Genomic DNA, 22,979 nt, shown 5'->3' on the forward strand with positions numbered 1-22,979 from the left:
TCATTATCCGGACATGGTCGCTCATCGAGAAACCTATCAGGATGAAAAGAGACCGGAAGAGAGGGTTAAGTAGTTGATCCGTCAGATCCTAATAACTACTTATCCTAACTTACTCCTTAATGGGGTTCACAGGGTGGTGCTCCCTTTTTGCGATTCGGCTTCCGAACGCAAGTCATAGGTATCACCTCCTTTCTGAATGGGACCCTCTCTTCCGGTTATTCTCATGGATAAATCGTTATGATATGGGTACTGAGCTCACGGGGGAGAATAACTTCGCCATTATCATGGACAAATCCCCCTTTTGCCTCAAGGCATTCTTTAATCCGGCTGAGCTGTTCTGGCGTAAGCGCCATGCTCTGGGTCCAGAGGTTCAGCCACGCGGCCAGGCTTGGATAGTGATAGATTTGTCTGCCGTTCAACTTTTCATATGAAAAGGATGTCGTTATATTTCGTAACACGTCGAGAATAAGATCGGGAGATGGATCCGATGCCGGTGTTGACGGGTTGAGCACCCTGGCGATATCATTGAGCATCGGTTGTTCATCATGTAAAGTAACCAGGAGCACTTCCTGCCGGGCATGATGAATCATTTTTCTGAGAGCAGCTTCCAGATGATAAAATACATACAGGACTCCTGCGGCAAACACCACATCATGCGGTTCGATTACAGCCTCTTCCCAGGAATGGTTAACGATTCTGAGATTATCAAAGTGAGCAGTTTTGCTGCGGAGCACATTCACTGCGGCTGGGGAGGGTTCCACAGCCGTCAGCCAGCCAACATGGGTGATCAGGGCTAAGGTGAATATACCAGGCCCCGGACCTATTTCAATCAGAGTGTCCCCTTTGGGTATTTCCTTCAGAATCCGCTCAAGTACCTCTTGATAATGAGGCCCCGATGTCCGGTTTTGGAAATAGTTTTCCGAAAATTGTTCCCAGTATTTTTCATCCGCACCGGTTATTAGCCGCCGATAAGAGACCGACCGATCGAGAGCCTGCTGCCAGCGGACGAGAGCTTTATTTTGACTGCCTGTTTTGAGATGTTTTTTCATTACCCCTCGGTATTAATAAATAATGCAAGCCCTGAAAAATAAAAAAGCCATGAAGGTTATTCCGGATTTCAATCCGGAAAAAGCCTTCATGGCTTTTCTCTTTCTCGAAATTCTCTTCTCTTAAGGAGAAGGGAAACCTTTTTCTCTATTTTAATGATTTTATCAATTCAGGAAACTTATATCAATTATTGTACGCCCTTGTCAAGAAAATTTTTTCCTCCAAATTCACCTCGGACCTTGGGGGAAATAATTTGCTTGACAAGATTAGCTTCTCTCTGATATTTAGTAGTTAGTATAAAAGATCGTTTAGTATAAAAGATCGTTTCACGAAGAAGCAGAGCGGTTACAAAAAGAGAGATGTCTTCCCTTAATGCAGGGAAGAAGGCAATAAAAAAATTTGAGCCATGAAGGCTTTCTTCGGATGGAATATCCGAAAGCTTTCATGGTTTTTTTTTGGCAGGCATCTGGAATTATCAGAGCATCCCTGAACAGTTGGATGCTGATGAAAGATGGCGCGGTACGTTATCTTGTAACTTTTCAGGAAAGGAGAAAAGTTGATCATGTATAGCTACGGTATTGATCTGGCAGGTATTCCCAAGGTAATGCAAAATCCTCGTCAGCAGATTCAGGAAATGATCGACAAGCAGGATATCAGGGGGTTAATGGAAAGAGCAGCCGAGTTTCACGGGCATCTGTGCAGTTGTGTTACCCTGGGCATTCTAGCCGGTTGCCTCGCCGTCCGGAAATTGGGAGAGGAGACAACCGATGGTATGGAGACGGTCACGTGCATTGTTGAGTGTCACAACTGCTTCAGTGACGGCATTCAGATTACCACCGGCTGCACCTTTGGCAACAATGCACTGATTTTTCGAGATCTTGGGAAAAATGCAGCTACTCTGATCAGACGGGGAGGCAAGGCTTTTCGGGTCTGTGTTCATCCCAAAGCCAGGGATAAAATATATACCCTTCAGGAGAAGATCAATCCCGGGGCGAGAGGGTTGTTTGACAAAGTGGTTGCCCGAAGAAACGGGAGCGCTGAAGAAAGAGAGCTTCTCAAGATGCTGTTTCTGAGAAGCTCCTATGATCTTTTGGCCATACCTCATGAAGAGCTTATAACTATTCAGGAAGTCCGGGTAAGCTCCGAAAAATATGCTCCCATATTCAACAGCCATATCTGTAGCCTGTGCGGAGAGAAAATCATGGAACCACGGGTCCGGGTCCGGGGGGGAGAAATTATGTGCATCTCCTGTGCTCAGGACAGCTTTTTCCAACTGGATGGAGCAGGGATCAATCAGAGAACATGCTAAAGATCGCTCTTACAGGACTGATATGCTATTGATGTTACAATGATAATTATTCCATCGGCCATCACGATTCCACCATCGTGGTGGGATTCATTATTTTCCCCTTATGTACGGGCCACATCCAGCCATAGGGATGTGGCCCGGCCGCAGGCAGCTTTTTTATTTTTTATTGTTGATTGTGGATATATTTGGCGATCGAAAAATTTTAGTGGGGAAAATTAAAAAAATCTCACTACTCAACCATAAGATTATCCTGGAGAAAACAGAATAACTATCAAAGTTCCCGAAAGAATGGAACATTTTCAGATTAGAGATATTTTCCAAAGTACGGTTATCCATCACCCGAAAAAGAAGTCAGAAGCATCAAAGCCATGAAGGCTTATCTTCCGGTTAGAAAACCGGCTCCCTTCATGGCTTTTTTGTTCCTCAATATCTGGAGGCGAATATGTATTTTTCCAATAAAGATTTAACCCTCATGGGAATTATTTCTGCGCTGGGGCTTGGACTGGGGTTTCTTGTCGGTATGCCTACCAGGGCCATAACCGGACTGCCTTTCCTTGGGTCTTGGATTGCCGGTCCGCTCCGGGTGCTTTTGACCCTGATAGCTCTCGCCCGGATTAAAAAGGTTGGATGTGTCACCTGTATCGAGTCGATTTATAGCCTGGCTTCTTTTTTAAAACCGGGCGGGTTCCCCTTGGCCTTTTTTGCTCCGTTGATCGGTGGCGTGATGACCGATCTTGTCTTCTGGATCATAAAGGGAAAAGAATTCCAGCTTGGATTGGGGCAAGCTGCCATTTTAGGAGGAATTCTAAATTTCAGTAAACCGGTAAGCGCTTTTGCGTTTATGCTTATTCTCGGTCTTCCGGGCCAGAGAATGATCCATCTCTATCCTTTACCAATGGCAGGGTTACTCGTCGGATCTCTGATTTTAGGGATTCTGGCCGGCGCTTTGGGAGCAAAACTTGCCGAGGAGTTGCGTCACATCGGACTTTTGGCTTGATCATGCTTTAATTCGGGTTTTTCTTTTGAAGGAGGGGAAATTGCATGGAACTGAAAGAAATCGGTATCGTATGCTCAGAGGTCAAAGATTTTCGTGAAGTACGTCATCTCAGCCGGGGATGGACTGCCGATACCTGCATGATTAAACTCAAACCCCAATACAGGAGAGGATTAGGCGGATTGAATGGATATTCGCATCTGATCGTTCTCTTCTGGTTCAGCCAGTATCGACAGTGGAAAATGCCGAAAGAGAAACACAAACCAAAGGATGTCAAAGTATTTGCCACGCGGATGCCTGCAAGACCGAATCCCATTGGCTTATCCGTTGTAGAACTGGTGGATTTTTCGATTGATGATGGAACGATTATTGTCAAGGGGATCGATGCCGTTGATGGGACTCCTGTCCTGGACATCAAGCCCTATCTCCCTCATTTCGACAGCTATGCCGAAGCAACGGTACCAGCCTGGATCGAACAGCACCTGAAAGAACATCATCATCATGGAGATGGTCATGGGCACGGACATGGGCACAGCCACAGTCACGGATCTGGCCACGGGCATCCACATAATCATAGCCATGAACATGCTCATGAACATGCTCATGAGCATGAGCACTGATCATGAGCACTGCCCGCCTGGATAACTTCATGTGGTTATGGCCATGAGACTCCCGAACGCACTATTTGAGGCATACGGTGAATCAGAAGGCTTCTGCCGGTTGGATCCCAGATCCAAACTTCTGGGATTAATCCTGTTCAACGGAATTGTCCTATTTATAGAAAGCCTTCCTCTTCTCTTTCTTTGCCTCTTGGTATTGACAGTTACCCTCATATGTATGAGATGGAATATTTTTCGCTCTTTGAGAATAGGGTTGATACTTTCCCTTGCCTTCTTCATAGCGAGTGTTTTCCTCTTCTGGTCCGGGAAATTCCAAAGCCCACATTGTCCGGAGATTATGGCCACAATGCGGGCTATCCTTCGGTTCATCATTTTAGTAACCTCCGGTCTGCTATTTATGCTCACTACTTCGGTTTCCCGCTTCATCCACTCACTGGAGAAGATGCGATTTCCCTTCTCCTTGATTTTTGTGCTGACTATGGCTATCCGGTTTTTCCCCCACTGCTTGCGGGAAATGGAACTGATCAGGGATAATGCCCGAAGCAGGGGAGTCTGGGGGTGGGCGTTGATCCTGCATCCCTATCGATCCTGTCGTGCGTTGCTGTTCCCGCTGCTGGTGCGGAGCCTGAAAAAGGCTGATGCTCTGGCTCTGGCAGCCACGATCCGTGGATTTGGCGGCCCGGCCAAAAGAAGCTCAAGGCAGCGGATCGGTTTTCAACGGGAGGATTTTCTTTTTCTTTTTTCTCTCCTGATCCTCTCCCTCTCCCTTCTCTGGGCTGACCGATGGATACTGGTACAATGGGGATGAAAGTGCGCTGATGCATATGTTCTCATCTCTTCTTCTCTCAGCCCAAAATCTTTCCCTCTTCTATCCGGCTTCTTCAAGGGCGGTATTAAAGGCCTGTAACCTGGAGATTCAATCCGGAGAAATCCTCCTGATAGCAGGCCCAAGCGGCAGCGGCAAGTCATCGCTGATCCATGCCTTAAGTGGTCTTATCCCCAGGAATATCCAGGGCAGGATACAAGGATCGGTATCCCTTTTGGGAAAAAATATTCAAGAGATTCCCTTTTGGGAAATCTCGCGTTCTCTGGCCGTGGTTTTTCAGGAACCAGAGGAGCAATTCTTTACCCTGAAGGTGGAGGATGAGATAGCTTTCGGGCCGGAAAACCACGGGCTTCCCCCTGAAGAGATTCGACAGCGCATCCATCAGGCAGCCCTCGACACGGATACTGAATTCTTACTGCCCCGATTGATCCATACTCTCTCGGAAGGAGAAAAACAGAAAGTAGCCATAGCCGCAAACCTGGCTATGAATCCTCAAATACTCCTGTTCGATGAGCCAACCTCCAATCTGGATGAACGGTCTGCCAGCCAATTCTATACTCTTCTTGAGAAACTCCATCAGCATGCAGATCGGGCCATTGTCCTGACCGAACATCGCCTCCACAGAGCCGCCCAAATCGCCGACCGTCTCATAATTCTCCGGGATGGAGAAATAGCCTATGATGGTAAACCTCATCTTTTGCAGAATCCCCAATGGCCCCAAACATGGGGATTGCGGGCAGGGTCGGACCAATCACCGGCTCTATCTTCTGGGAAAGAGAAAAGTCGCGCAATGCACTTCCAGCCGATCCTCTCGGTATCCGATCTTTATTTTCGCTTTCGTCCGAATGGTCATTTTGCCGTGCAGGTCCCGAAATTTTCCGTTGATGCGGGCGAGGCTGTAGCAGTGTGTGGGGATAATGGCTCAGGGAAAACCACCCTGCTTCGGTTACTTGCAGGGGCATTAATTCCCGATCAGGGTGATATTCTCCTTGAGGGACGAAAAATTCATTCTCTCCCTCTCGGGCAGCGAAGTCAGATGATTCGCCTGGTTCTCCAAAATATGGATCATCAACTGCTCGGCCGGAGCGTCTTTTCAGAACTGGTTAATTGGTCTTTTCCTTCGGGCAGCGAGAAGAAAAGAGCAAGCGTGGAGAAAGCGAGCCTGCTCCTGGATCGTTTTAACCTGAGTCACTTACGTGATCGGCATCCCCACTCTCTGAGTGTGGGGGAAAAGCAGCGACTGGCTATAGCATCTGGCATAATCAATAACCCTTCATTGCTTCTCCTTGATGAACCGACCAGCGGTATGGATGGAGCCTCTATCGATCAGCTCATACATCTGCTTCGGGAACACAAAGAACAAGGTATGGCCCTGGTTATCGCCTCCCATGACGATGAATTGATCGAGGCAATCTGTGACCGGAGGATCAGCTTGCATTTCGGGCATTTGGCATGAAAATTCAGATACTTTCCATAAGATAATGCTTGTAATGCATGATAAGTTAATCTATAATAATTTTATCCTCTTTTAGATTATTTCGCCATCTTTTTTATGATATCGGGGTGATATCAGCCCCGGTGAGAAGAGAGGAAAATCTACGGAAAGGAGGTATAAAGAGTATGTCACACCATGAAAACCATGAAAAACATACCCACGAACATACCCATCCCGAAATTAGTCATTCCCACTCTCATAGCCACGGTGACCGGAGCCATGAACATGAACACGCTGCCGGACCGGTAACACACCGTCATGAACATGTGCACTTAACTGCCGAAGAGCATGGTACTTTACACACCGATCACCAACACCACGAAATCCAGCATAGCCATCAACATTAAAACTGCAAGTTGAAAGAGAGCCGATCCTCTCTCCGAAAAGCGAGGACCGGCTCTTTTGTTTTTCATCTCGGTCGATCTGTCTCCAGTTCCTCTGTGTTTTCTGTGCTTAAGGTTTGGGTTTTAACTTTTCCTTAATTTCCTTCATCTTGGCTCCCCAGTCGGCCACATCCTCGGCTGTCATGATATCGATAGCACCGCCTTGAAATTCTCCGCCTACATCGCCCATTCTCTCTTCAATATCTCCTTCAATTTCAAGATAGATATTCTTGAGTTCTTCCATGACCTCGGGATCGGCCTTCCACAGGCCCCTTTGCTCAGCCTCGATCAGCCTTCGGCCGATTTCTTCGAGCGCCCAGGGATTATGCTCCTTGAAAAAGGCGCGCATCTCCTCATCCAGAACAAAGGTCCTGGTGATATCGTCAAAGATCCAGTCATCCACTTCCCGGGTGGTGGATTCCCATCCGTATACCCGTCCGATTCTCTTGGAAATGGTTGACGCGCCTTTATATCCGTGGCGCTTCATACCCTCGATCCACTTGGGATTGAGCAGTTTGGTTCGCACAACTCTCCGTATCTCATCGGACAGGTCACGAACTTCCACGTGCTCGGGCTCTCTGGTATCTCCATAGTATGTTTTGACCTCATAGCCGGAAATGTGCCTGGCTGCCGTGGTCATTCCACCATGGGCGCCAAAATAACAGCAGCAGCCGAAAAGATCCTTTTCATCGGTGACCACCTTATTGAAGGTGGCATCCACGGTGCGCAGGCTCTCATGGAGGGAACCAAATGCCTCAACTCCCTTCACTCCCTTGCCATAGGCATAGCCGTTCCAGAAAACAAAGATATCCGAAAGATCCTTTTCCTCTTTCCAGGCCGAGGCATACACAGCCAACTGCACACCGGCAGAATACGTGCCCGGTTTGGCGGAAAAGAGGCGAAACGTGGCTTTCCTCCACATTTCCGAATGTTCCTCATCGTCAGGGTTGTCCTTTTGGCCGAGTTGCTCTCTTAAGTATTGGAGGGCATGTTGTCGCGGGAAATTCATATCCGAAGGCTCATCCAGCGAGGCTACCGTCTGGACTGCCTCGTCGATTAAGTCCACGCAATTGGGAAAGTTGTCTCTGGTGATACCGGAGAGGCGTATGGTTACATCAATGCGGGGGCGGCCAAGCTCGGCCAGAGGAATGACCTCAAAGCCCTTTATCCGGCCATTGGGCTGCCAAACCGGTTTTACTCCCAGGAGGGCCATAATCTGGGCCATCCCTTCCCCATCCGCATACATGACATCCCCGGCCATCCAGTAAATGGCTACATTTTGAGGAATTCTTCCTTCATCCTTGAGATGCTTCGCAATAACTGCCTCGGACAACCGCTGGCCTACCCGCCAGGCAGCCTGAGTCGGCACCCGGTAGGGATCGAGGGAGTAGAAATTCCGGCCCGTGGGCAGTATATCCGGCCGTCCCCGGGTAATTAACCCTGATGGACCGGCAGGGATATATCCTCCCTCCTGCCCGTGTAAGAGGGAGTCGATTTCCCTGGAGTCTTCGATGGCTCCATTCAGGGCCAGTATCTTGTGACCAAGGGCAAAAAGAGTAGTTTTCTCTTGACCGGCCAGGCTGCCACCGGATGAAGCCATAATCTCCCGGATAGCTTGCCAGAGAAGCGGTTCAGGATCTGAACCCTCAGATTCCTCATTCCCCCCGTTATTTCCGTTGATCTCAAGCACCCTGCCGATAAAAAGGCATGCTATGCGATCTATCGCTTCCAGAATCTGTCCGTGGCTCTTTTGATAACGATCGTTCATTTCTTCGGGATGTTCCAGGAGAAGGTGCATATCCAGTCCCAGTGCACCGGCAATTACTTTGCGCAAGGACTGATCCTGATCGGCATCGTATTTGAGAATGGAGTTGATCATGGAAATCTTGCGCTCACCCTGCGGAGGCTGGCCGAAAACATGCAGACCATCCTGAATCTGGGTATTGCGGATGCGGCTCAATACCTCATGCGCTTTCTTTTCCACTTCAGGGAAAGGCAGGCCATCAACAGGACCCATCTCTTTTTCCAGGTTGTTCTTTTTTATCCCTTCAAGGATCATATGCTCTAATATATGGGATCGTCCCTTATCCGTAACTTTGGCTTGCTGATACTCGCTCAGGTGCCGGTCCAGTTCTTCCAGCCCCTCATAGAGTCCGCCGACGCTCATGACTGTCTGCATGTGATCGACTAAGGTGGCATAGCTCCGGCGTTTGGCAATGATCCCTTCAGCAGGATTATCTGCATTGTAAATATAAAGATGCGGCAAACGGCCGATACCAAGATCCGGATAGCACTCTGCGGAAAGCCCCACTCCCTTGCCGGGCAGGAATTCAAGGTTGCCATGAGTGCCTACATGAACAATGGCATCCGCACCGAATCGATTTTCCAGATATCTATAGGTCGCCATATACTGATGAGGAGGCGGTATATCGGGGTCATGGAGGATCTTGCACACCTGACCGTCACACCGGGCACCGGCGCATCCCCGCTTGGGTTGCACGCACACAGCGGCATTCCCGTAGGTCACGCCGGTAACGACGATCTTGCCGTCATAAACCATAGCCGCAGGCACACCGTTTTTGGCCTCACCCGGCGGGTTTCCCCATGCTTCGATCATTCTTTCCTGAACCCTGGGGCTCAAGGTTTCAAACCATTGGTTATATTCCTCTTTGCTGACCAGGTCCAGGGCTCCTCCCTTTTGGATAATCTCTTCAATCGGGGTCCATCGAAACTCGGAGATGGCCTTTCTCTCCATAATAGTATCAATCAGTTTTTTCCCATCAGCCGGAGGATCTACCCTATAGCCTCTCTCTTTCATGGCATGGAGAACCTGAGCAACACTCTCGAGGGTATCGAGCCCTGCTCCTCCGCCAACCGATGCTTCTACCGAGGCACAGGGGTTATTGTGAAGGATGAAAGCGATTTTCCGCTCATGAACAGGTTTTCTAGCCAAGGCAATCCATTTGGCAACTCTTTGGGCAAGATAGGAACAGCGGTCTTTGATGGGGCATCTGGCCTTGATGCCATCGTTCTCTTTTTCCATAGCGCCAATGATTATCGGCTCAATCACCCCCTCAAACTCCGGCATGGCCACATTCCAGCCAATCTCCGAACTCAACCCCTGCGGGTCCTCCTTCCATTCCTCAGCCGTGCGATAGGTAGTAACTACCGGGGAAAAAACCGGCACATCCAGTTTTTTGAAAATCTCTATGCCTTCGAGATTTCCCTCTCCGTCATTCCCCCCTCTGTCCTGGGCCTGACGGCCAAGAAAGAAAGCCTGAAGCTTGATCAGGGCTTCAATGCGGGAATTTCCCCTTTCGGTAAAAAAATAATCCTGTACTGCCGCTGCGCTGCCGCGAGAGCCCAGTGCCTCATCCCTGACACTGTATGAGAAAACCGGGATAACCCCAAAGCCCAGCTTTTCAAGCTCGAAGATAAGGTTATTTTCAACCGCCAGGTCTTGATTGGCCCAGGATTGCCTCGTAAAGAGAATGCCTACATAAGAGTTTTTCGTGCCGCCCAGATGATCGCGATACCACGAAAGATACTCCTCGCACCTGTTAAATATTCCCGGAGCCTGTGGATGGTAGATCCCCTCCCAGGGAACTTCACCAGGCGGGTTATAGGCCAGGGGAACCTTGAGCACCTGATTTCCCAGATAGAGGATCATCTGTTGAAAGTTATCCTCCCCGCCCATGGTAATGTATCGATAGCAGTCAGCCACGATCTTCGGGGAAACAGTAGACAGCATCCAATAAGAGGGATCATGGCCCACACAGACAATGGGAATCTTTTCCCCTCTCTTCTTCAGTTTCTCTTCTATCCCCTCCCAGAATCCTTCAGTAGATCGATAAAGGAGAAGAAGATCGACGTCAGCCATTTTTTCGAGGGCTTCATCGATCAGGAGAGGATCATTTTCCAAATCTCTGGAAGAGTAAGCAGTAAGCTCAAGGTCATCAATGCCTTTCCCAGCCCGAATGAGCACGGAAACGTGCGAGTTCCACATAATAGAGCCGATCTTCATGGTTTTTCCCTCCTTCTGGTTTTAAAGACCTCTAAAAAAATCCGTTAATTACTGAACTCTCTATAAATACCTGCCGACCTCATAAAGCCACCGCAATCCGGGAAGATATACTATCTGGCGATGGTAAAGGCCGCAGAGAACTTTCACTGCGGGAATCCCTGTAGCCACTGAGACGATCAACCCAATAAGGACCATATCCACAACCCTGTAGTGCAGCTCATTCCTATAGGTACGGGTGGGATAGGCCCGAAAGGCCCGACTCTCTACAGAATCGGCCAAAACGGCGGCTCTCCTTATGGAATTGGCCAATACCGGGGTCAGGGTATTTAATCCGGCTGAAGTAAGATGCCCTATTTTCAGAGGATGAAATCCCTTCATTTTTTGGACCTCGATTACGGTCGAGACCTCCGCCATGAGAATGGGCAAAAACCGGATGGCACAGACCAGCATAAAGGACAGTTCATAAGGAACCCCCATTCTGACTGAACCAAGGAGAATGTCCCTCGGCTCAGTAGTCCAGCACAGCAGCAATCCGGCAGCGGTCATGGTGGAAAACCTCAAGCCCTGGATCAAACCGTAGATAAAACCCTCGCGGTAAAGGTAAAGCCCGCCGGTCAGCCTGCCCAAAAAGAAAAAGTTCTGAGGAATTAAGGTGACCATAACCGTTCGCGGCCACTCCTGGTAGAAAAGGGCCTGACTGAAAATAGTGCCCCACAATCCGACGAGAATGATAATAGCCACAATTTTATATTTTACAGCCGGGAGTCTGGCCAAAGGGTAAAGGGCTAAGGGGACCGAAAAGAGGGTCAAAAGAAACAGGGGATTATCGATGCTGATGACCATAATGGCCAGACAGAACAACATGATCAGCTTGGTTCTCGGATCAAGAAGAGAACTAAGAGAGTTTCCCTCGCCTGTTTGAACAATGTCTCTACTTTGAAGCATCTTTTTCAATCCTCAATTGAACATCCCTGTTTGTAACTTTTTATATTCATCCGATGGTCTGATCTCAGACAATATCCTGCCTTCATTCATCACCAGAATTCTATCTGCATACTCCACGGCTGTTTCCAGGTGGTGAGTAATAAAAACCGTACTTATGCCTGTGTCCGCAAGTTCCCTCAAGTAACCCATGAGACCCTGAATATGAACCCTGTCCTGTCCACAGGTGGGTTCATCGAGCAGCACCAGTTCAGGACGCAGGGAAAGAATAGATGCCGCAGCGACTCTCAACCTCTGGCCTTTGCTCAAACCCTGGGGAATATCTTCGACAAGATGCGTGATATTGAGGGACTTCAGGATATCTGAGACAACCTGGTTCATAAGCTCTGGCGGGAAAGAGAGGGCCTTCGGCCCGAATTCCACTTCCTGCCGGACAGTTGAAGAAAACAGCAAAAGGTCCGGATTTTGAAACATGGTTCCTACCTTACCGGCCAGGCCATAAGGGTCAGGCCGGTAATGGCCGTTTCCTGAGACCATGACCTTTCCTTTTTCAGGCTTGAGAATAGCAGCCAGGTGAAGGAGAAGGGTCGATTTACCGGCACCGTTGTTGCCGACAATAGCTACCATTTCTCCCCGCCGGATTTTCACCGAGACACCCTTCAAACTGTAGTCGGACTTTTTCGAGTAGCGAAACCAAAGACCCTCGGCAGCAACAGACACGGAGTCGTCCTGTTGACGAGCATATCGAGCTGAAAGCTTCCCTGGAAGATCAGCCAGGGTCAGCCTTTGAGACAAGGGAGGGATGAGCCCAAGTTCATCAAAGAGTGCGGTTTGTCTGACAGCCTCCTCCCTGGGCCGGTCCAGGAGAATTTTCCCCTCTTTCATTACCATGACCCGGCTTACCAGATGAATAACCTCCGGGAGACGATGTTCAACTATTATAATGGTCATTCCATTCTTATTTAAGGTCCTCAGCACCGACAATATTTCCCTGGCGCCCTGTGGGTCTAACTGACTTAAGGGTTCATCCAGGACCAGAATCTGCGGCTGCATGGCCAGGACTGAGGCAATGGCTATTCTCTGTTTTTCCCCGCCGGAGAGCGTTGAAGTAGTCCGCTTTCTTAAGGAGTGCATGTTTACCATAGCCAGGGAACATTTGATCCTGGTTTCAATCTCTTCTTTACTCAGGCACAAGTTTTCCGGCCCAAAGGCGATCTCATCCTCAACCAGGGTGGAGAAGAGCTGATCTTCAGGGCTTTGAAAGACCATACCCACTGTCCGGGTCAACTCTCTCATGGAACTTTTTTTTGTATCCAGTCCGCAGACATTTACGCTTCCCTCCATGCAGCCGCCGGACTCGTGGGGAATAAGACCATTCAGTGTCCTGAGCAAGGTGCTTTTACCGCATCCCGTAGGGCCGGTCAGGAGAACAAACTCTCCCTTTTTTATGGTGAAGTTGATCCCTATAAGACTGGGAAGGTTTCTCCCTGAATAGGTAAAGGTAAGTTCACAGGCCGCAATCACTGCTCATCCCTCCACTAGCCTCCGATGATGGAGAGCCTCCTGCTTAAGGTAAAACCTAAAGGCACGGCTATGAGCGTATATAAAAAACCGCTGACGAAAAGATAGACCGCTATATACCAGGTTGCATAGTAAAGACGATAGAGAAGCATAAAGATATTAAAATTTACATAAGAAATCAGCATATCCCCCAAGCCGCATACAAGAGCAGTTATCCACACGGTGCGGGCAGGCATCTGCAGGCGGCCACAACTGGCCGTCCCTCCCATCGTTCTCCTGGTCAGGCCACACAGGTAATAGGCTGTCTCAAGGGTAAGGGCAGCTACCCCCATATTGAGAAAGGATGTGGCGGAAAATCCTCCGAACAAAAGATCACTCATCAGGGACTTGATAATAATGACCAGGGTAATCGCTCCCGGCTTTGGAATAAGGACTACCAAGGAAGTGAGCAGCATGTAGAAAATAATTTCATGAAAAAAGCCGGTAATGAAGAAACTGAAAGGCCCAAGGAAAATATGGGCAAATCGCCATAAAAGGGTTCCCGGTACATTCACCACGGCAAAGATAATCGTGCCGAAAAGGGCAATGGTAATCAATTCGCGGGTCTTCAGCCGCAAAAAATAGTTTCTCTTCAGATAGATAAGGAGTATCATTCCCACGGCCGCAGCCAGGGAAAAGAGCGTCATGATGAGCGGCCCCCATTTGGGTGATGAAACCTCGATCGGGTAATCATAGTGGCCGATTATGCTGTCTGTCCCAAAATGCCTGAGGCTGAGTCGGGCCAGATAGTGACCGGGCAGGGCCATACCGTCCCGGGCATAGATGGGCAGAACCACTTTTTCCTGATCCCTTGGGGGAAGACAAACCATTTGATATACTCCATCGACTCGCCGGCCAAGGCCCTCATGACCTTGAGGAAGAACCGGATCGAACCCGGCTACTTTCAGTCTGGTTCGAGGATCGAGAAAATCAAGCCTGGCCAAAAGATTCACTCTGTCTTCCAGCTTGCTGGTAATACCTACCGCCGCATAGGCGGAGGGTGTGGGATCTTCATGGTGCTCACCTCCCAGCCAGCGAGCTAACAGGTTCTCGGTATGCAACAGGATCGTGTTTTTCTTCAGTCTTTTTTGTGGCAGGCCCTGTTCGTCAGCGGGAATAATGAAATCGGTTACTCCAAGAGATTGCTGCAATATTCGCTCATTTAACACCTTTACGGAGATGACCTTTTGCATACACCAGGACTGCCCGTCTGACACACCATGAATTGTGGCCTGTGCGGCAAGATGCACAGAACCATTTTCGGCAATTCCCTGCGGGAGATGAATCTCAATTACTCTAAACCATTGATCACCCCTGGTCATCAAAAGGAAGTTTGCCTTCAGCTTCAAACCGGCAGAATTTTTTTCCACGCTCATGTCGGGAGGAGTTTTTTGAAGTACAAGATGGGCCGGGACCTGGAGTTGGTAATCAATTTCGAGTTTGCCAGGATATCGGCTCTCAACCCGAAGGAGCCCGCTCACAGTGCTGTTTTCACATACCCATCCGCTCTTCCCCTGACCGTAGGGGATCTCATGGCTGAATACGATTGGAAAATCGGTGGCGAAAACCACAGCCGGAAAGAGGGTAACCATAGCCAAAAGAGTGATCCAAAGCATTCGACCATACCAGGATTTTTTCATGAGAGTCCCGTTAATTGATCAAAAGAGTTCGATGCCGTCCTGCTATTTGTCTGAATTCAGGTCTGGGATCAATATCGATTGGCCCTTCAACAGCACCAATATATTGGGCATCAGGAGAGATGTCACAGGTCAGCGTTATCCCTTCCACAGAGTAAAACCAGACCTGCTTTTCCGCACTCCTATTGGTCCCGGTCAGGTCAAAGCAGTAGATACCGGCATTTTGCCTGCTTTGATTCACATAGTCATGGATCATGCCCACTATCAGATACCTGCCTTCGGCGCTCAGGCGCAGCGTCTCCATTCCTCCCCCTCCTCGCCAGATCCAGCAGGGGGTCCCCTGGGGATCGAGCTTATAAAGGGTATTTTCCTGGGGGTGAGCTACCTGTGGGGGTCTGCCCCTTTGCCCGGATGCAGGCGCTATATAGGTCGTTCCTATCTTGGCGATGATACTCCCATCATTGAGCGCCACTACCGTACCTCCGGAAGCGTAGAGAGGAATCCCGCTTATCTCGATGGGAGCGGAAAGCGCTTTTTCATAGATCAGGACAGGTTTTCTTGCCTTGAGTCCGGCCTGATGGTCATAGAGGAACAGTCTGCCGTCATTGGAGGTACAGGCCAAAAATCTTCCGTTGGGAGAAAGATCGAGGCTGCTTCCGACCGAGGTGGTGTAAAAACCGTAGTGACCAAGGGGCGTAAGATCCCAGGAAAAAAGAAGGTGGCCGGTGTGAGCATCGAGAATATACAGGGAATTTTCCGAATACTGCTGAACAATTTTGCCGTCAGCCGATCCCCCCCAACCGGAAAAAACTATCGTCTTTCCTTCTTCATCAACAGCCAGCTTCAACACAGCGGTGTCTATAAGGTTGGTCGTGGCATCCTTGTTTGCAGCCGGAAACTGCCACAACTTTCTGCCACTTGGAATATCAAAGGCATACACAACCGATTTTCTGGGATAGAAAAATTCGGTGCCGTGCTCGGTTTTGAGGGTATCTTTCCATCCTCGCTGTGCAGAGACAAAAAGCGTATTCCGCCTGACAGCCAGGTATTTGACATTGGGCTGATATGAATAGTAACTTTCTTTCGTGGTGCCCAGTTCCCGGGCTGTGCTGTAACTCCAGCATAATCTGCCGCTTGAAGTTTCAAAACAGTAAAGCTTTCCATCCGGTCCGGCCTCTCCTGCCAAAAGGTACCGGTTGTCCCCGGAAAAAGCTATGGCTCTGCCCACACCGGCAGGGATATGGAAGTTCAGTATCGTTTTCCCATACCTGTCCCATAATCGAATGGTTCGATCAAAACTGGCTACACCGATCATCCCATCGGAAGATACGGCTATCTCCTCATAGATCACCTTGCTCCAGTCATTGATTTGAGCATATTTCGACTCCTCCCCAGCAGATTTGGTCAATCCCTCGGCCTTGCCCAGGGGGCTCTCCCAGAGAAGAAAAGCAGAGGGAGACAGAGGCGCACGGATCTTCTTCTCAAGGGTTCCTCCCCCATGGCTGATACTGAGAGTATAGTCCCTGTTTTCCTTCCAGGCGAAATTCAACAGGAGGGCATCCATCCTGGAATCGACAAAAGGAATCTCGACACTCTGCTTCGGGTTGTCCGAGGCAATAGTTACCTTTTGAAGGCTTATCTTTCGAGAGATACTCACTCCCAAACCGCATCGAGTAAATACTATCTCCCTGATCCTGGCATCTTTGTCCCTCCTGCATCCAGGGGCAGAAATACTCAGGAAAAGGAAAGCCACAAGGAGGATCAATCGATCTTTGTTTTTCATGTTCTTTTCCCGATTATATCTGAAGGTTAAAATCCATATTTTATTCCTGCCGTGCAGGCAAGCGGTTCTCCCGGATAGCCGTCTCCTATCTCATAATCTCTATCCAGGATATTGGTCAGCTTGAGAAAGAGATTTACCTTTTCAAAAGCACAGTCCGCTTTAGCATCGACCACAAAATAACTGCCGACATATTCCGAGTTATCAGCTTTGGTGAACTTTTTTGAGGTATACCGCGAAGTCAAGCCGAGCGACAATCTGTCAAGCGGCTTCAGGTAAAGATCAAAATTCCCCTTATGCTTGGCGGTATAGGTGAGCTGTTTGCCGGTTTCATCATCTTCGGCCAATACAAAGGTATAGGAGCATTTTACCTGGAGAAATCGGTGAAAATTCCCGGTAGATGCCGCTTCGATTCCCTTCTGGGTGACCGAACCCAAATTCACGTAGGTGCCAAAGCCATCACTCCTCTTAATATAAGTGATGCGGTCATCTATGGTATTCCAAAAAAAGGAAAGATTTCCCTCCAGGGCATCTATTATCTGAGAGGAAAAACCAAGGCTGTAATTCAAAGCCTTTTCCATCCCGAGATCCGGGTTCGGCTTACTGAAAGTGCTCTCATAATACCTTTGGTAAAAGCTCGGTGTGTTATTCGATCTGTTTACCGAAAGCCAGACTGCAACCGCAGGATGCTCATACTTAAGTTGTAGCTGTGGATAGACGGCAGAAGGAAATTCCGAGTAGCCGCTCCAGCGCAGCCCAAGATCGGCTTTCAGCGGCACGCTCTCAAATCGAACCTCCTTGACGGTATAGAGCGCATATTTTCGCTCTTTCCTGGACGCAACCGAAGTCCCTTCTGCATGGGCTGTCTCAAAGCAGGCCCCAAGATTAATCATTCCCACTGGTTTTGGAGAAAGAGCCGTCGTCAGCTCTTCATTCGCAACCCAGCTTTGCAGATTGGTTTTCAGGTGCTTATCCGGATCCTGGAAATTTTTTTCAAAACTGCTATAAGTAGTGGCACTTTTAACTCTTCCTATTGGCAGGAGAAGAGTTGATCCAAGGGTTTCATCATGAGATTCGGCCCTTGGAGTAGGAGCATAGGATTTGCCGGGTGATTCGTCATCTTGTTTGCTGTAATCGAAAGACAGACTCATTATTTTTTCCCTGTCGATATCGTGGCTTATTCGTGTTCCGATCCGTTTGGAGGAACTGTGGTCATTCTGCCGGAAACCATCGGATTCTTCCAGCCCTGTTGAAAGCCCCATACCGAGGGACCCGATCTTTCGACGAAGGTTAAGGTCATAGAGCTGGCTGTTAAAACTGCCGAAAGCTGCCTCAATAGAGCCGCCACCACCATCGGATACCTTCCTCGTGGTAATGCTGATAGTACCACCGCTGATGTTGTCACCATAAACGACGGAGCCCACACCCTTATTAACCTCTATCCGGTCGATCTCGTGCAGGGAGACAATATTCCAGTCAACTCCTCTATGAGCGTCTGCCGGATTGTTAAGGGGCCGCCCGTTTAAGAGTACCAGAATCCCTGTTGCGCTTGCCCCTCTGAAGCTAATGCCCGAATCAGTGGCACTTACTCCCGGTAATTGATTTAAGAGCTCTATTATGCCGTGTACATTGAGTTTTTCGATATCCTCGCGGGTAATCACCATCTTATCTGCACTCGATTCCTCTTCACGAGAAACACTCTCTTTTTCTTCCGTCAAACCCATCCGGGAAGACAGGAGCAGATACATGGCAAGGAAAACGGTTCCCACGGTTTTCATCGATTTTCCCCTGTCCAGGCTCTTTTTCTTTTGCATCTTCCACCTTCTTTCTAACTTCCCTTTTTTTTGATAGACACAACAGCCAAAATGAAGAAAATCAGGGCATAAGTCATAAGAACTCCAAATGAGAACAGGGAATATTCCCCCTTTAAAATGGACATGCGCATCAGTTTTGAGGAGTGGGTCAGGGGAAGGATGCGGATAATTGCGTTAACTCCGGATGGGAGATTGTCGGTGGTGAAGAAGGTCCCGCACAAAAAGGTCATAGGCATAATGACAAATCTGGAAAAATTGGATAAATCCTCATGGGTCTCGATGATCATGGCTGCAAACACCCCTAACCCCGAGAAAATAAAACAGGTAAGGAAAAGTGCAAGGAAAAACCAAAGATTCAGATGGAGCTTGACCTTGAAAAAAAAGGAAACCACCAGGACAAGAAAAGAGGCCAATAATCCCCGGAAGGCACCGGTAAAAATATACCCCAGAGCAACGGATAGGGGATGTACGGGAGCAATTTGTACTTCCTCATAGGTCTTAAAATAGATACGGCTTATATTGAGATTGGTGGCAATGCCGTTAAAGCTTGCTCCCATAGAGGTCAGAGAGACGATACCGGGGATGATAAATTCAAGATAGGTAACTCCGCCCATTTTCATGCCGTGCCCCAGTCCCCAGCCAAAGGCGGTCAGATAGAGCAGCGGGCTGACCAGGTTGGAGCTCATAAATTTGATAATAGTCCTTTTAAAAACAGCCAGCTCTCGCAAAAAAATGGTAACAGCATCCAAGGTCTCTTCCCCCTATTCTCTGATCCTGTGGCCGGTCAGCTCGATGAAAACATCTTCCAGATTGGATTGCCTGATCTCAAAATTACGGCTCAACTGTTTGGCATCCTCAATGGCTAAGGCTCTGGTAGGGAAAAATTTTCGTATGGTCTTTTGTTCTCCATCGAAATATTCGAGAGTGTACTCCCCTACCTTTTTTTTAATCTGATCCGGAGTGGCGAGTTCGATCAGATGGCCACGATCAATAATACCGACCTTCTCACACAGCATTTCCGCTTCTTCAATGTAGTGGGTAGTCAAAAGAATAGTTACCCCGTCTTTGTGCATCTTTTTGACAAGATCCCATATCTTGCGTCGAGTCTGGGGATCGAGCCCTACGGTAGGCTCATCGAGGAAGAGAATACTGGGCCGGTGCATGAGTGCACGGGCGATAAGGAGGCGCCTTTTCATTCCGCCGGAAAATTTTTCCACCAGAATGTCCGCTTTTTCTGTAAGCCCTACATATTCCAACAATTCCGCGGCCCTGCGCTTAATTTCACGGTGGGGCATCTTGTACAATCGACCATTGAAGTAGAGGTTATGATAAGCGGTCAGGTCCTTGTTCAGATTCAGGTGCTGTGGAGCGACGCCGATTTCCCTTTTGACCGCCAGAGCATCTGTGGCGAGGTCATAGCCGTTGATATAAATCTTGCCGGTTGTAGGCTTGATCAGAGTAGTCAACATGCCGATGGTGGTGGTTTTCCCTGCACCATTTGGCCCCAGCAGCCCAAACAGCTCTCCCTGGCCGATCTCAAGGTGCAGGTTGTCTACTGCGGTGAGACGGTCAAATTTTTTGGTGATTTCCTTGAGCACGATCATGCTGCTCTTTTCCTGTTTATTCATTCTTCCCTCTCGCCCCAATTCGAAAGAAAAGTCGTGTCAACATGGCGAGGATGAGGGAAGATACCGCTGTGGTATCCTCCCTCATCTTCTCCCCTCTCCTCATGAGGATTAAATTCCCACCTTGAGTTTAGCGGTGTAGGTTATTCCCGGTGATTGATAGTACTGGTAGTATTCTTCATCAAAGAGATTGTCTACGGCCAGGGTCAAGTCAGTGTATTTACATACCTTATAAGATAAATTAAGATTTACTATGAAGTAGGGATCATAGCACTTATAGTACCCTACATTAGTATCCGAGTTGTCATCGCTGCCATAGGTTTTACCGACATAGCGTCCAAGAATCGATCCCCCGAACTTGTTATGATGATAAGTCAAGCCAGTATTAAACATGTTTTCCGGAATGCCGGTAATTCGTTTGCCCTCAATTGCAGGGAGGGCTTTATTCTTTTTGATCGTGGCATCCGTGTAGGTATAGTTGAAAAGGTAATCCCAATCATTGCCGATCCTATGATTCAGGGAAAACTCCACTCCCTTGCTTACGGCATTACCCGCATTCTGCCAAATTTTGATACTGCTATTTTGGGGATCGGGTGTGGCCCGATAGATGAGGTCTTCAATGTCGTTATAGAAATACGTAAAGCGGAAGAAGCTGTTTTGAGTTAAGTATTGATCAAGGCCGATTTCCCATGAAGAGGTAGTTTCAGGATCAAGATCAGGATTGGGCCTATATTCGGTCCCCGTACTGGAAATCCATTTGCGGTATAATTCATAGACATTGGGTCCGCGAAATGCCTTGCCCCAGGAGCCTCGAATTCCGGTCTGGGTGTCTGGTTTAAAGAGGAAGGAGAGCTTGGGGCTGAAGTAATTATCGCTTCTCTCCTTGAACGAGGTGGTATTCATAAGATGGGTATTGGGGTCTTCTTGGCCGCTGCGGCCATCTCTGGCCTTCCAGTTGTCCCATCTGCCTCCCGCAAAGAGCGAAATTTTATCAATAGGATCCCACTCCTCCTGAAGGTATATCGCCCATGAATCCACCTTTCCTTCGGCAAAATAAGTCTTCCGATCCTTGCTGCCTTCATCCCGCCAATCAGTCAGATGATACTCGGCATTTTCCGCCTCTTCCATACGATTTGATAGGCCTGCAGTCAAGACATGGTTTGTAAAACCTGTCCAGTCTCCCTGCACCTCGGCTGTGGTGGTAGTGCTGGGTGTATCGGAGATTTGACCGGAGCCTCCGCCTTTGGTTGCTCCGCTTTGGGGTGTAATGTACCAGTTTTCGAACTGATCGGTCAGACCTCCCCGTAAGCTTAACTGAAGGTTATCCAAGATTTGATGGTCATAGTTAAGCGTAAATACATTATGCTTGGTCACCCCCGGACCTTTGAGAAAGTTATATTCCGTGATGGACTTCAGGTATTTGGTTTTCCCATCAGTGGTGTCCACAAATTCGATGTATGTATTTGGATCAGATAATGGTATCGGAGCCCCACTGGAATTGCGAAGATATAATCGCCAATCTTCATAAGAGTATTCACTTTGATTGTAGGTGTAGCCAAGAGTCAAATTCGCCAGGTCATTCGGCCTGAAACCAAATTTAAGGTGCAAATTGTCTTCATCCCAGCCGTTCTCGCCAACATCACCAATAATATACGCAGGGGCACCCTTCTCGTCCTGGCTTGTTCGGACACCAGTTACTGGAATGATTGTGAATGTACTGCTCGGCTTCTTGGTGGCGGGGGAGGTTTTCGTGACCGGCGTTGTGCGATAGCCATCCGTTTTTCGTTTTTCGTAGGTGGCAAAGAGAGAAAAGCGATTGGCCCATTCATTACCAAAGCGTATTTTCCCAATATTGGTATTATAGGTCCCATATCCATATTCAGCCCATGCCTCCAGCTTCTTCGGCTTATGGGTAATGATATTAATAACCCCGCCCATGGCATTCCCCCCATGCAGAGCTGAGGAAGGCCCGCGAATGACCTCGATTCTCTCCACCGAATCTATGGGGATAAGGCTCCAATCTACATCTCCCGTATAACCGATGTTGAGCGGCTGATTATCGAGAAGGACCAACACCCGCTTAGAGCCGGGCAATCCACGGATGCAGACCTTTTGGGTTGAGTCCATGAATCCCTTAGCCCGCTTGTCATAAATTCCTTCAAGGTAATTTATGGCCTCGTCAATGGTCTTAATGTTTTGTTCTTGAATTTCCTCTCTGGTGACAACCGATGCATTTACCGGCACATCCTGTACAATTTTTTCTGTCCTGGTAGCCGAAATTACCACATCTTCCAATTTTATCTTACGCGCCGAGGATTCGGCTGCTCCTTTTTCCGCAGGTGACTTTTGATCTTGCTCCTGGTTTGCACCCGACAGCGTGGGAACAAGCAGTAAAAATCCCATGATAGCTAAGATAAAAACCACATTTTTTTTCTTTCTCATAATCATTCTCCTGCCCCCAATACACAGCATTTAATCTTCGACCGATAATTTTAACCGATAAATCCCACTTTCCTGTATACGCTTCATCACCTCCTCTTGCGGGTTTTCTTTCTGACTAAAGGCCAAAAAAAAAGCCATGAAAGCTTTCCTCCCGAATACTTCGGGAACAAAGCCTTCATGGCTTTTTTCTCGCTATCGTCCTTTTTATTCAACACAATACCGCAGGACGATTACATCATTTGCAATCTTTTCGCTTCTGAGCGAATTATTTCCTCGAACGATACCAGCATATTTTATTCTTGTCAAGAAAATTTAATTAGCCGATGGTGATTCACCGACAATCCGATTTCTTAAGTATAGTAATTTCAATCTCAAAATCCTTAAATGTTTATTAATTCCTTGACAAAAACAGTAAGCATTGTTAAGGTTTAAACAAGGTTTGCGAAGAACCCAAAGGAGGCCGTTCCCTTTCGCTGAAAGC

Annotated in this window: 16 protein-coding genes; 6 read left to right on the forward strand and 10 right to left on the reverse strand. The window is 48.3% G+C overall.

What is annotated here, in order from left to right; all coding sequences use genetic code 11:
• Window positions 1–221 precede the first annotated feature (221 nt).
• Window positions 222–1,049, reverse strand: coding sequence for a methyltransferase domain-containing protein (locus tag AB1611_11080; GenBank protein ID MEW6380133.1), 828 nt, complete (start codon window positions 1,047–1,049; stop codon window positions 222–224).
• Between the two features lie 560 nt (window positions 1,050–1,609).
• Here AB1611_11080 and AB1611_11085 point away from each other — a divergent pair.
• From AB1611_11085 to AB1611_11110, 6 genes are all read left to right on the forward strand, one after another.
• Window positions 1,610–2,356, forward strand: coding sequence for an FmdE family protein (locus AB1611_11085; protein ID MEW6380134.1), 747 nt, complete (start codon window positions 1,610–1,612; stop codon window positions 2,354–2,356).
• 130 nt (window positions 2,357–2,486) lie between these two features.
• Window positions 2,487–2,624, forward strand: a complete 138-nt coding sequence (locus AB1611_11090) for a CooT family nickel-binding protein (protein MEW6380135.1) — start codon at window positions 2,487–2,489, stop codon at window positions 2,622–2,624.
• Window positions 2,625–2,798: 174 nt separating this feature from the next.
• Complete coding sequence (locus AB1611_11095; GenBank protein MEW6380136.1) at window positions 2,799–3,353, forward strand: hypothetical protein; 555 nt, start codon at window positions 2,799–2,801, stop codon at window positions 3,351–3,353.
• A 44-nt stretch (window positions 3,354–3,397) separates the two neighbouring features.
• A complete protein-coding gene (gene tsaA, locus AB1611_11100) occupies window positions 3,398–3,970 on the forward strand; it encodes a tRNA (N6-threonylcarbamoyladenosine(37)-N6)-methyltransferase TrmO (GenBank protein ID MEW6380137.1) in 573 nt (190 codons plus the stop codon).
• Between the two features lie 43 nt (window positions 3,971–4,013).
• Window positions 4,014–4,778 carry an energy-coupling factor transporter transmembrane component T gene (locus tag AB1611_11105; protein MEW6380138.1) on the forward strand — a complete coding sequence of 255 codons (765 nt, stop codon included), beginning with the start codon at window positions 4,014–4,016 and terminating at the stop codon, window positions 4,776–4,778.
• Between the two features lie 10 nt (window positions 4,779–4,788).
• The gene (locus AB1611_11110; GenBank protein ID MEW6380139.1) at window positions 4,789–6,252 is read left to right on the forward strand and encodes an ATP-binding cassette domain-containing protein; all 1,464 of its coding nucleotides are present in this window, start codon (window positions 4,789–4,791) and stop codon (window positions 6,250–6,252) included.
• Window positions 6,253–6,744: 492 nt separating this feature from the next.
• Here the strand turns inward: AB1611_11110 and cobN are convergent, their stop codons facing one another.
• From cobN to AB1611_11155, 9 genes are all read right to left on the reverse strand, one after another.
• Window positions 6,745–10,698: a cobaltochelatase subunit CobN gene (gene cobN / locus AB1611_11115; protein MEW6380140.1), complete on the reverse strand. Its 3,954-nt coding sequence runs from the start codon at window positions 10,696–10,698 to the stop codon at window positions 6,745–6,747.
• A gap of 60 nt (window positions 10,699–10,758) precedes the next feature.
• Complete coding sequence (locus AB1611_11120; protein MEW6380141.1) at window positions 10,759–11,643, reverse strand: energy-coupling factor transporter transmembrane component T; 885 nt, start codon at window positions 11,641–11,643, stop codon at window positions 10,759–10,761.
• A gap of 12 nt (window positions 11,644–11,655) precedes the next feature.
• On the reverse strand, window positions 11,656–13,164 hold the full coding sequence (locus AB1611_11125) for an energy-coupling factor transporter ATPase (protein ID MEW6380142.1): 1,509 nt from the start codon (window positions 13,162–13,164) through the stop codon (window positions 11,656–11,658).
• Window positions 13,165–13,178: 14 nt separating this feature from the next.
• Entirely contained in the window at window positions 13,179–14,816 is a 1,638-nt protein-coding gene (locus AB1611_11130; GenBank protein ID MEW6380143.1) for a hypothetical protein, read from the reverse strand.
• A gap of 34 nt (window positions 14,817–14,850) precedes the next feature.
• Window positions 14,851–16,620 (reverse strand): PQQ-binding-like beta-propeller repeat protein, encoded by a 1,770-nt coding sequence (locus AB1611_11135; GenBank protein ID MEW6380144.1) that lies wholly within the window; start codon window positions 16,618–16,620, stop codon window positions 14,851–14,853.
• Between the two features lie 26 nt (window positions 16,621–16,646).
• Window positions 16,647–18,431: a TonB-dependent receptor gene (locus AB1611_11140; protein MEW6380145.1), complete on the reverse strand. Its 1,785-nt coding sequence runs from the start codon at window positions 18,429–18,431 to the stop codon at window positions 16,647–16,649.
• Between the two features lie 14 nt (window positions 18,432–18,445).
• Window positions 18,446–19,180, reverse strand: a complete 735-nt coding sequence (locus AB1611_11145; protein MEW6380146.1) for an ABC transporter permease — start codon at window positions 19,178–19,180, stop codon at window positions 18,446–18,448.
• 12 nt (window positions 19,181–19,192) lie between these two features.
• Window positions 19,193–20,059 (reverse strand): ATP-binding cassette domain-containing protein, encoded by an 867-nt coding sequence (locus AB1611_11150; protein ID MEW6380147.1) that lies wholly within the window; start codon window positions 20,057–20,059, stop codon window positions 19,193–19,195.
• A gap of 108 nt (window positions 20,060–20,167) precedes the next feature.
• Window positions 20,168–22,498, reverse strand: coding sequence for a TonB-dependent receptor (locus AB1611_11155; protein ID MEW6380148.1), 2,331 nt, complete (start codon window positions 22,496–22,498; stop codon window positions 20,168–20,170).
• Between the last annotated feature and the right edge of the window lie 481 nt (window positions 22,499–22,979).

The organism is bacterium (assembly GCA_040755755.1).
Lineage (GTDB): Bacteria > SZUA-182 > SZUA-182 > DTGQ01 > DTGQ01 > DTGQ01.

Bases quoted from the DNA above. Each gene is read 5' to 3' on its own strand.
- AB1611_11120 (MEW6380141.1), bottom strand. From the start codon at position 11,643: ATGCTTCAAAGTAGAGACATTGTTCAAACAGGCGAGGGAAACTCTCTT.
- AB1611_11135 (MEW6380144.1), bottom strand. From the start codon at position 16,620: ATGAAAAACAAAGATCGATTGATCCTCCTTGTGGCTTTCCTTTTCCTG.
- AB1611_11085 (MEW6380134.1), top strand. From the start codon at position 1,610: ATGTATAGCTACGGTATTGATCTGGCAGGTATTCCCAAGGTAATGCAA.
- AB1611_11090 (MEW6380135.1), top strand. From the start codon at position 2,487: ATGTGGCCCGGCCGCAGGCAGCTTTTTTATTTTTTATTGTTGATTGTG.
- AB1611_11095 (MEW6380136.1), top strand. From the start codon at position 2,799: ATGTATTTTTCCAATAAAGATTTAACCCTCATGGGAATTATTTCTGCG.
- AB1611_11105 (MEW6380138.1), top strand. From the start codon at position 4,014: ATGAGACTCCCGAACGCACTATTTGAGGCATACGGTGAATCAGAAGGC.
- AB1611_11110 (MEW6380139.1), top strand. From the start codon at position 4,789: ATGCATATGTTCTCATCTCTTCTTCTCTCAGCCCAAAATCTTTCCCTC.
- cobN (MEW6380140.1), bottom strand. From the start codon at position 10,698: ATGAAGATCGGCTCTATTATGTGGAACTCGCACGTTTCCGTGCTCATT.
- AB1611_11080 (MEW6380133.1), bottom strand. From the start codon at position 1,049: ATGAAAAAACATCTCAAAACAGGCAGTCAAAATAAAGCTCTCGTCCGC.
- AB1611_11150 (MEW6380147.1), bottom strand. From the start codon at position 20,059: ATGAATAAACAGGAAAAGAGCAGCATGATCGTGCTCAAGGAAATCACC.
- AB1611_11130 (MEW6380143.1), bottom strand. From the start codon at position 14,816: ATGCTTTGGATCACTCTTTTGGCTATGGTTACCCTCTTTCCGGCTGTG.
- AB1611_11140 (MEW6380145.1), bottom strand. From the start codon at position 18,431: ATGCAAAAGAAAAAGAGCCTGGACAGGGGAAAATCGATGAAAACCGTG.
- tsaA (MEW6380137.1), top strand. From the start codon at position 3,398: ATGGAACTGAAAGAAATCGGTATCGTATGCTCAGAGGTCAAAGATTTT.
- AB1611_11155 (MEW6380148.1), bottom strand. From the start codon at position 22,498: ATGAGAAAGAAAAAAAATGTGGTTTTTATCTTAGCTATCATGGGATTT.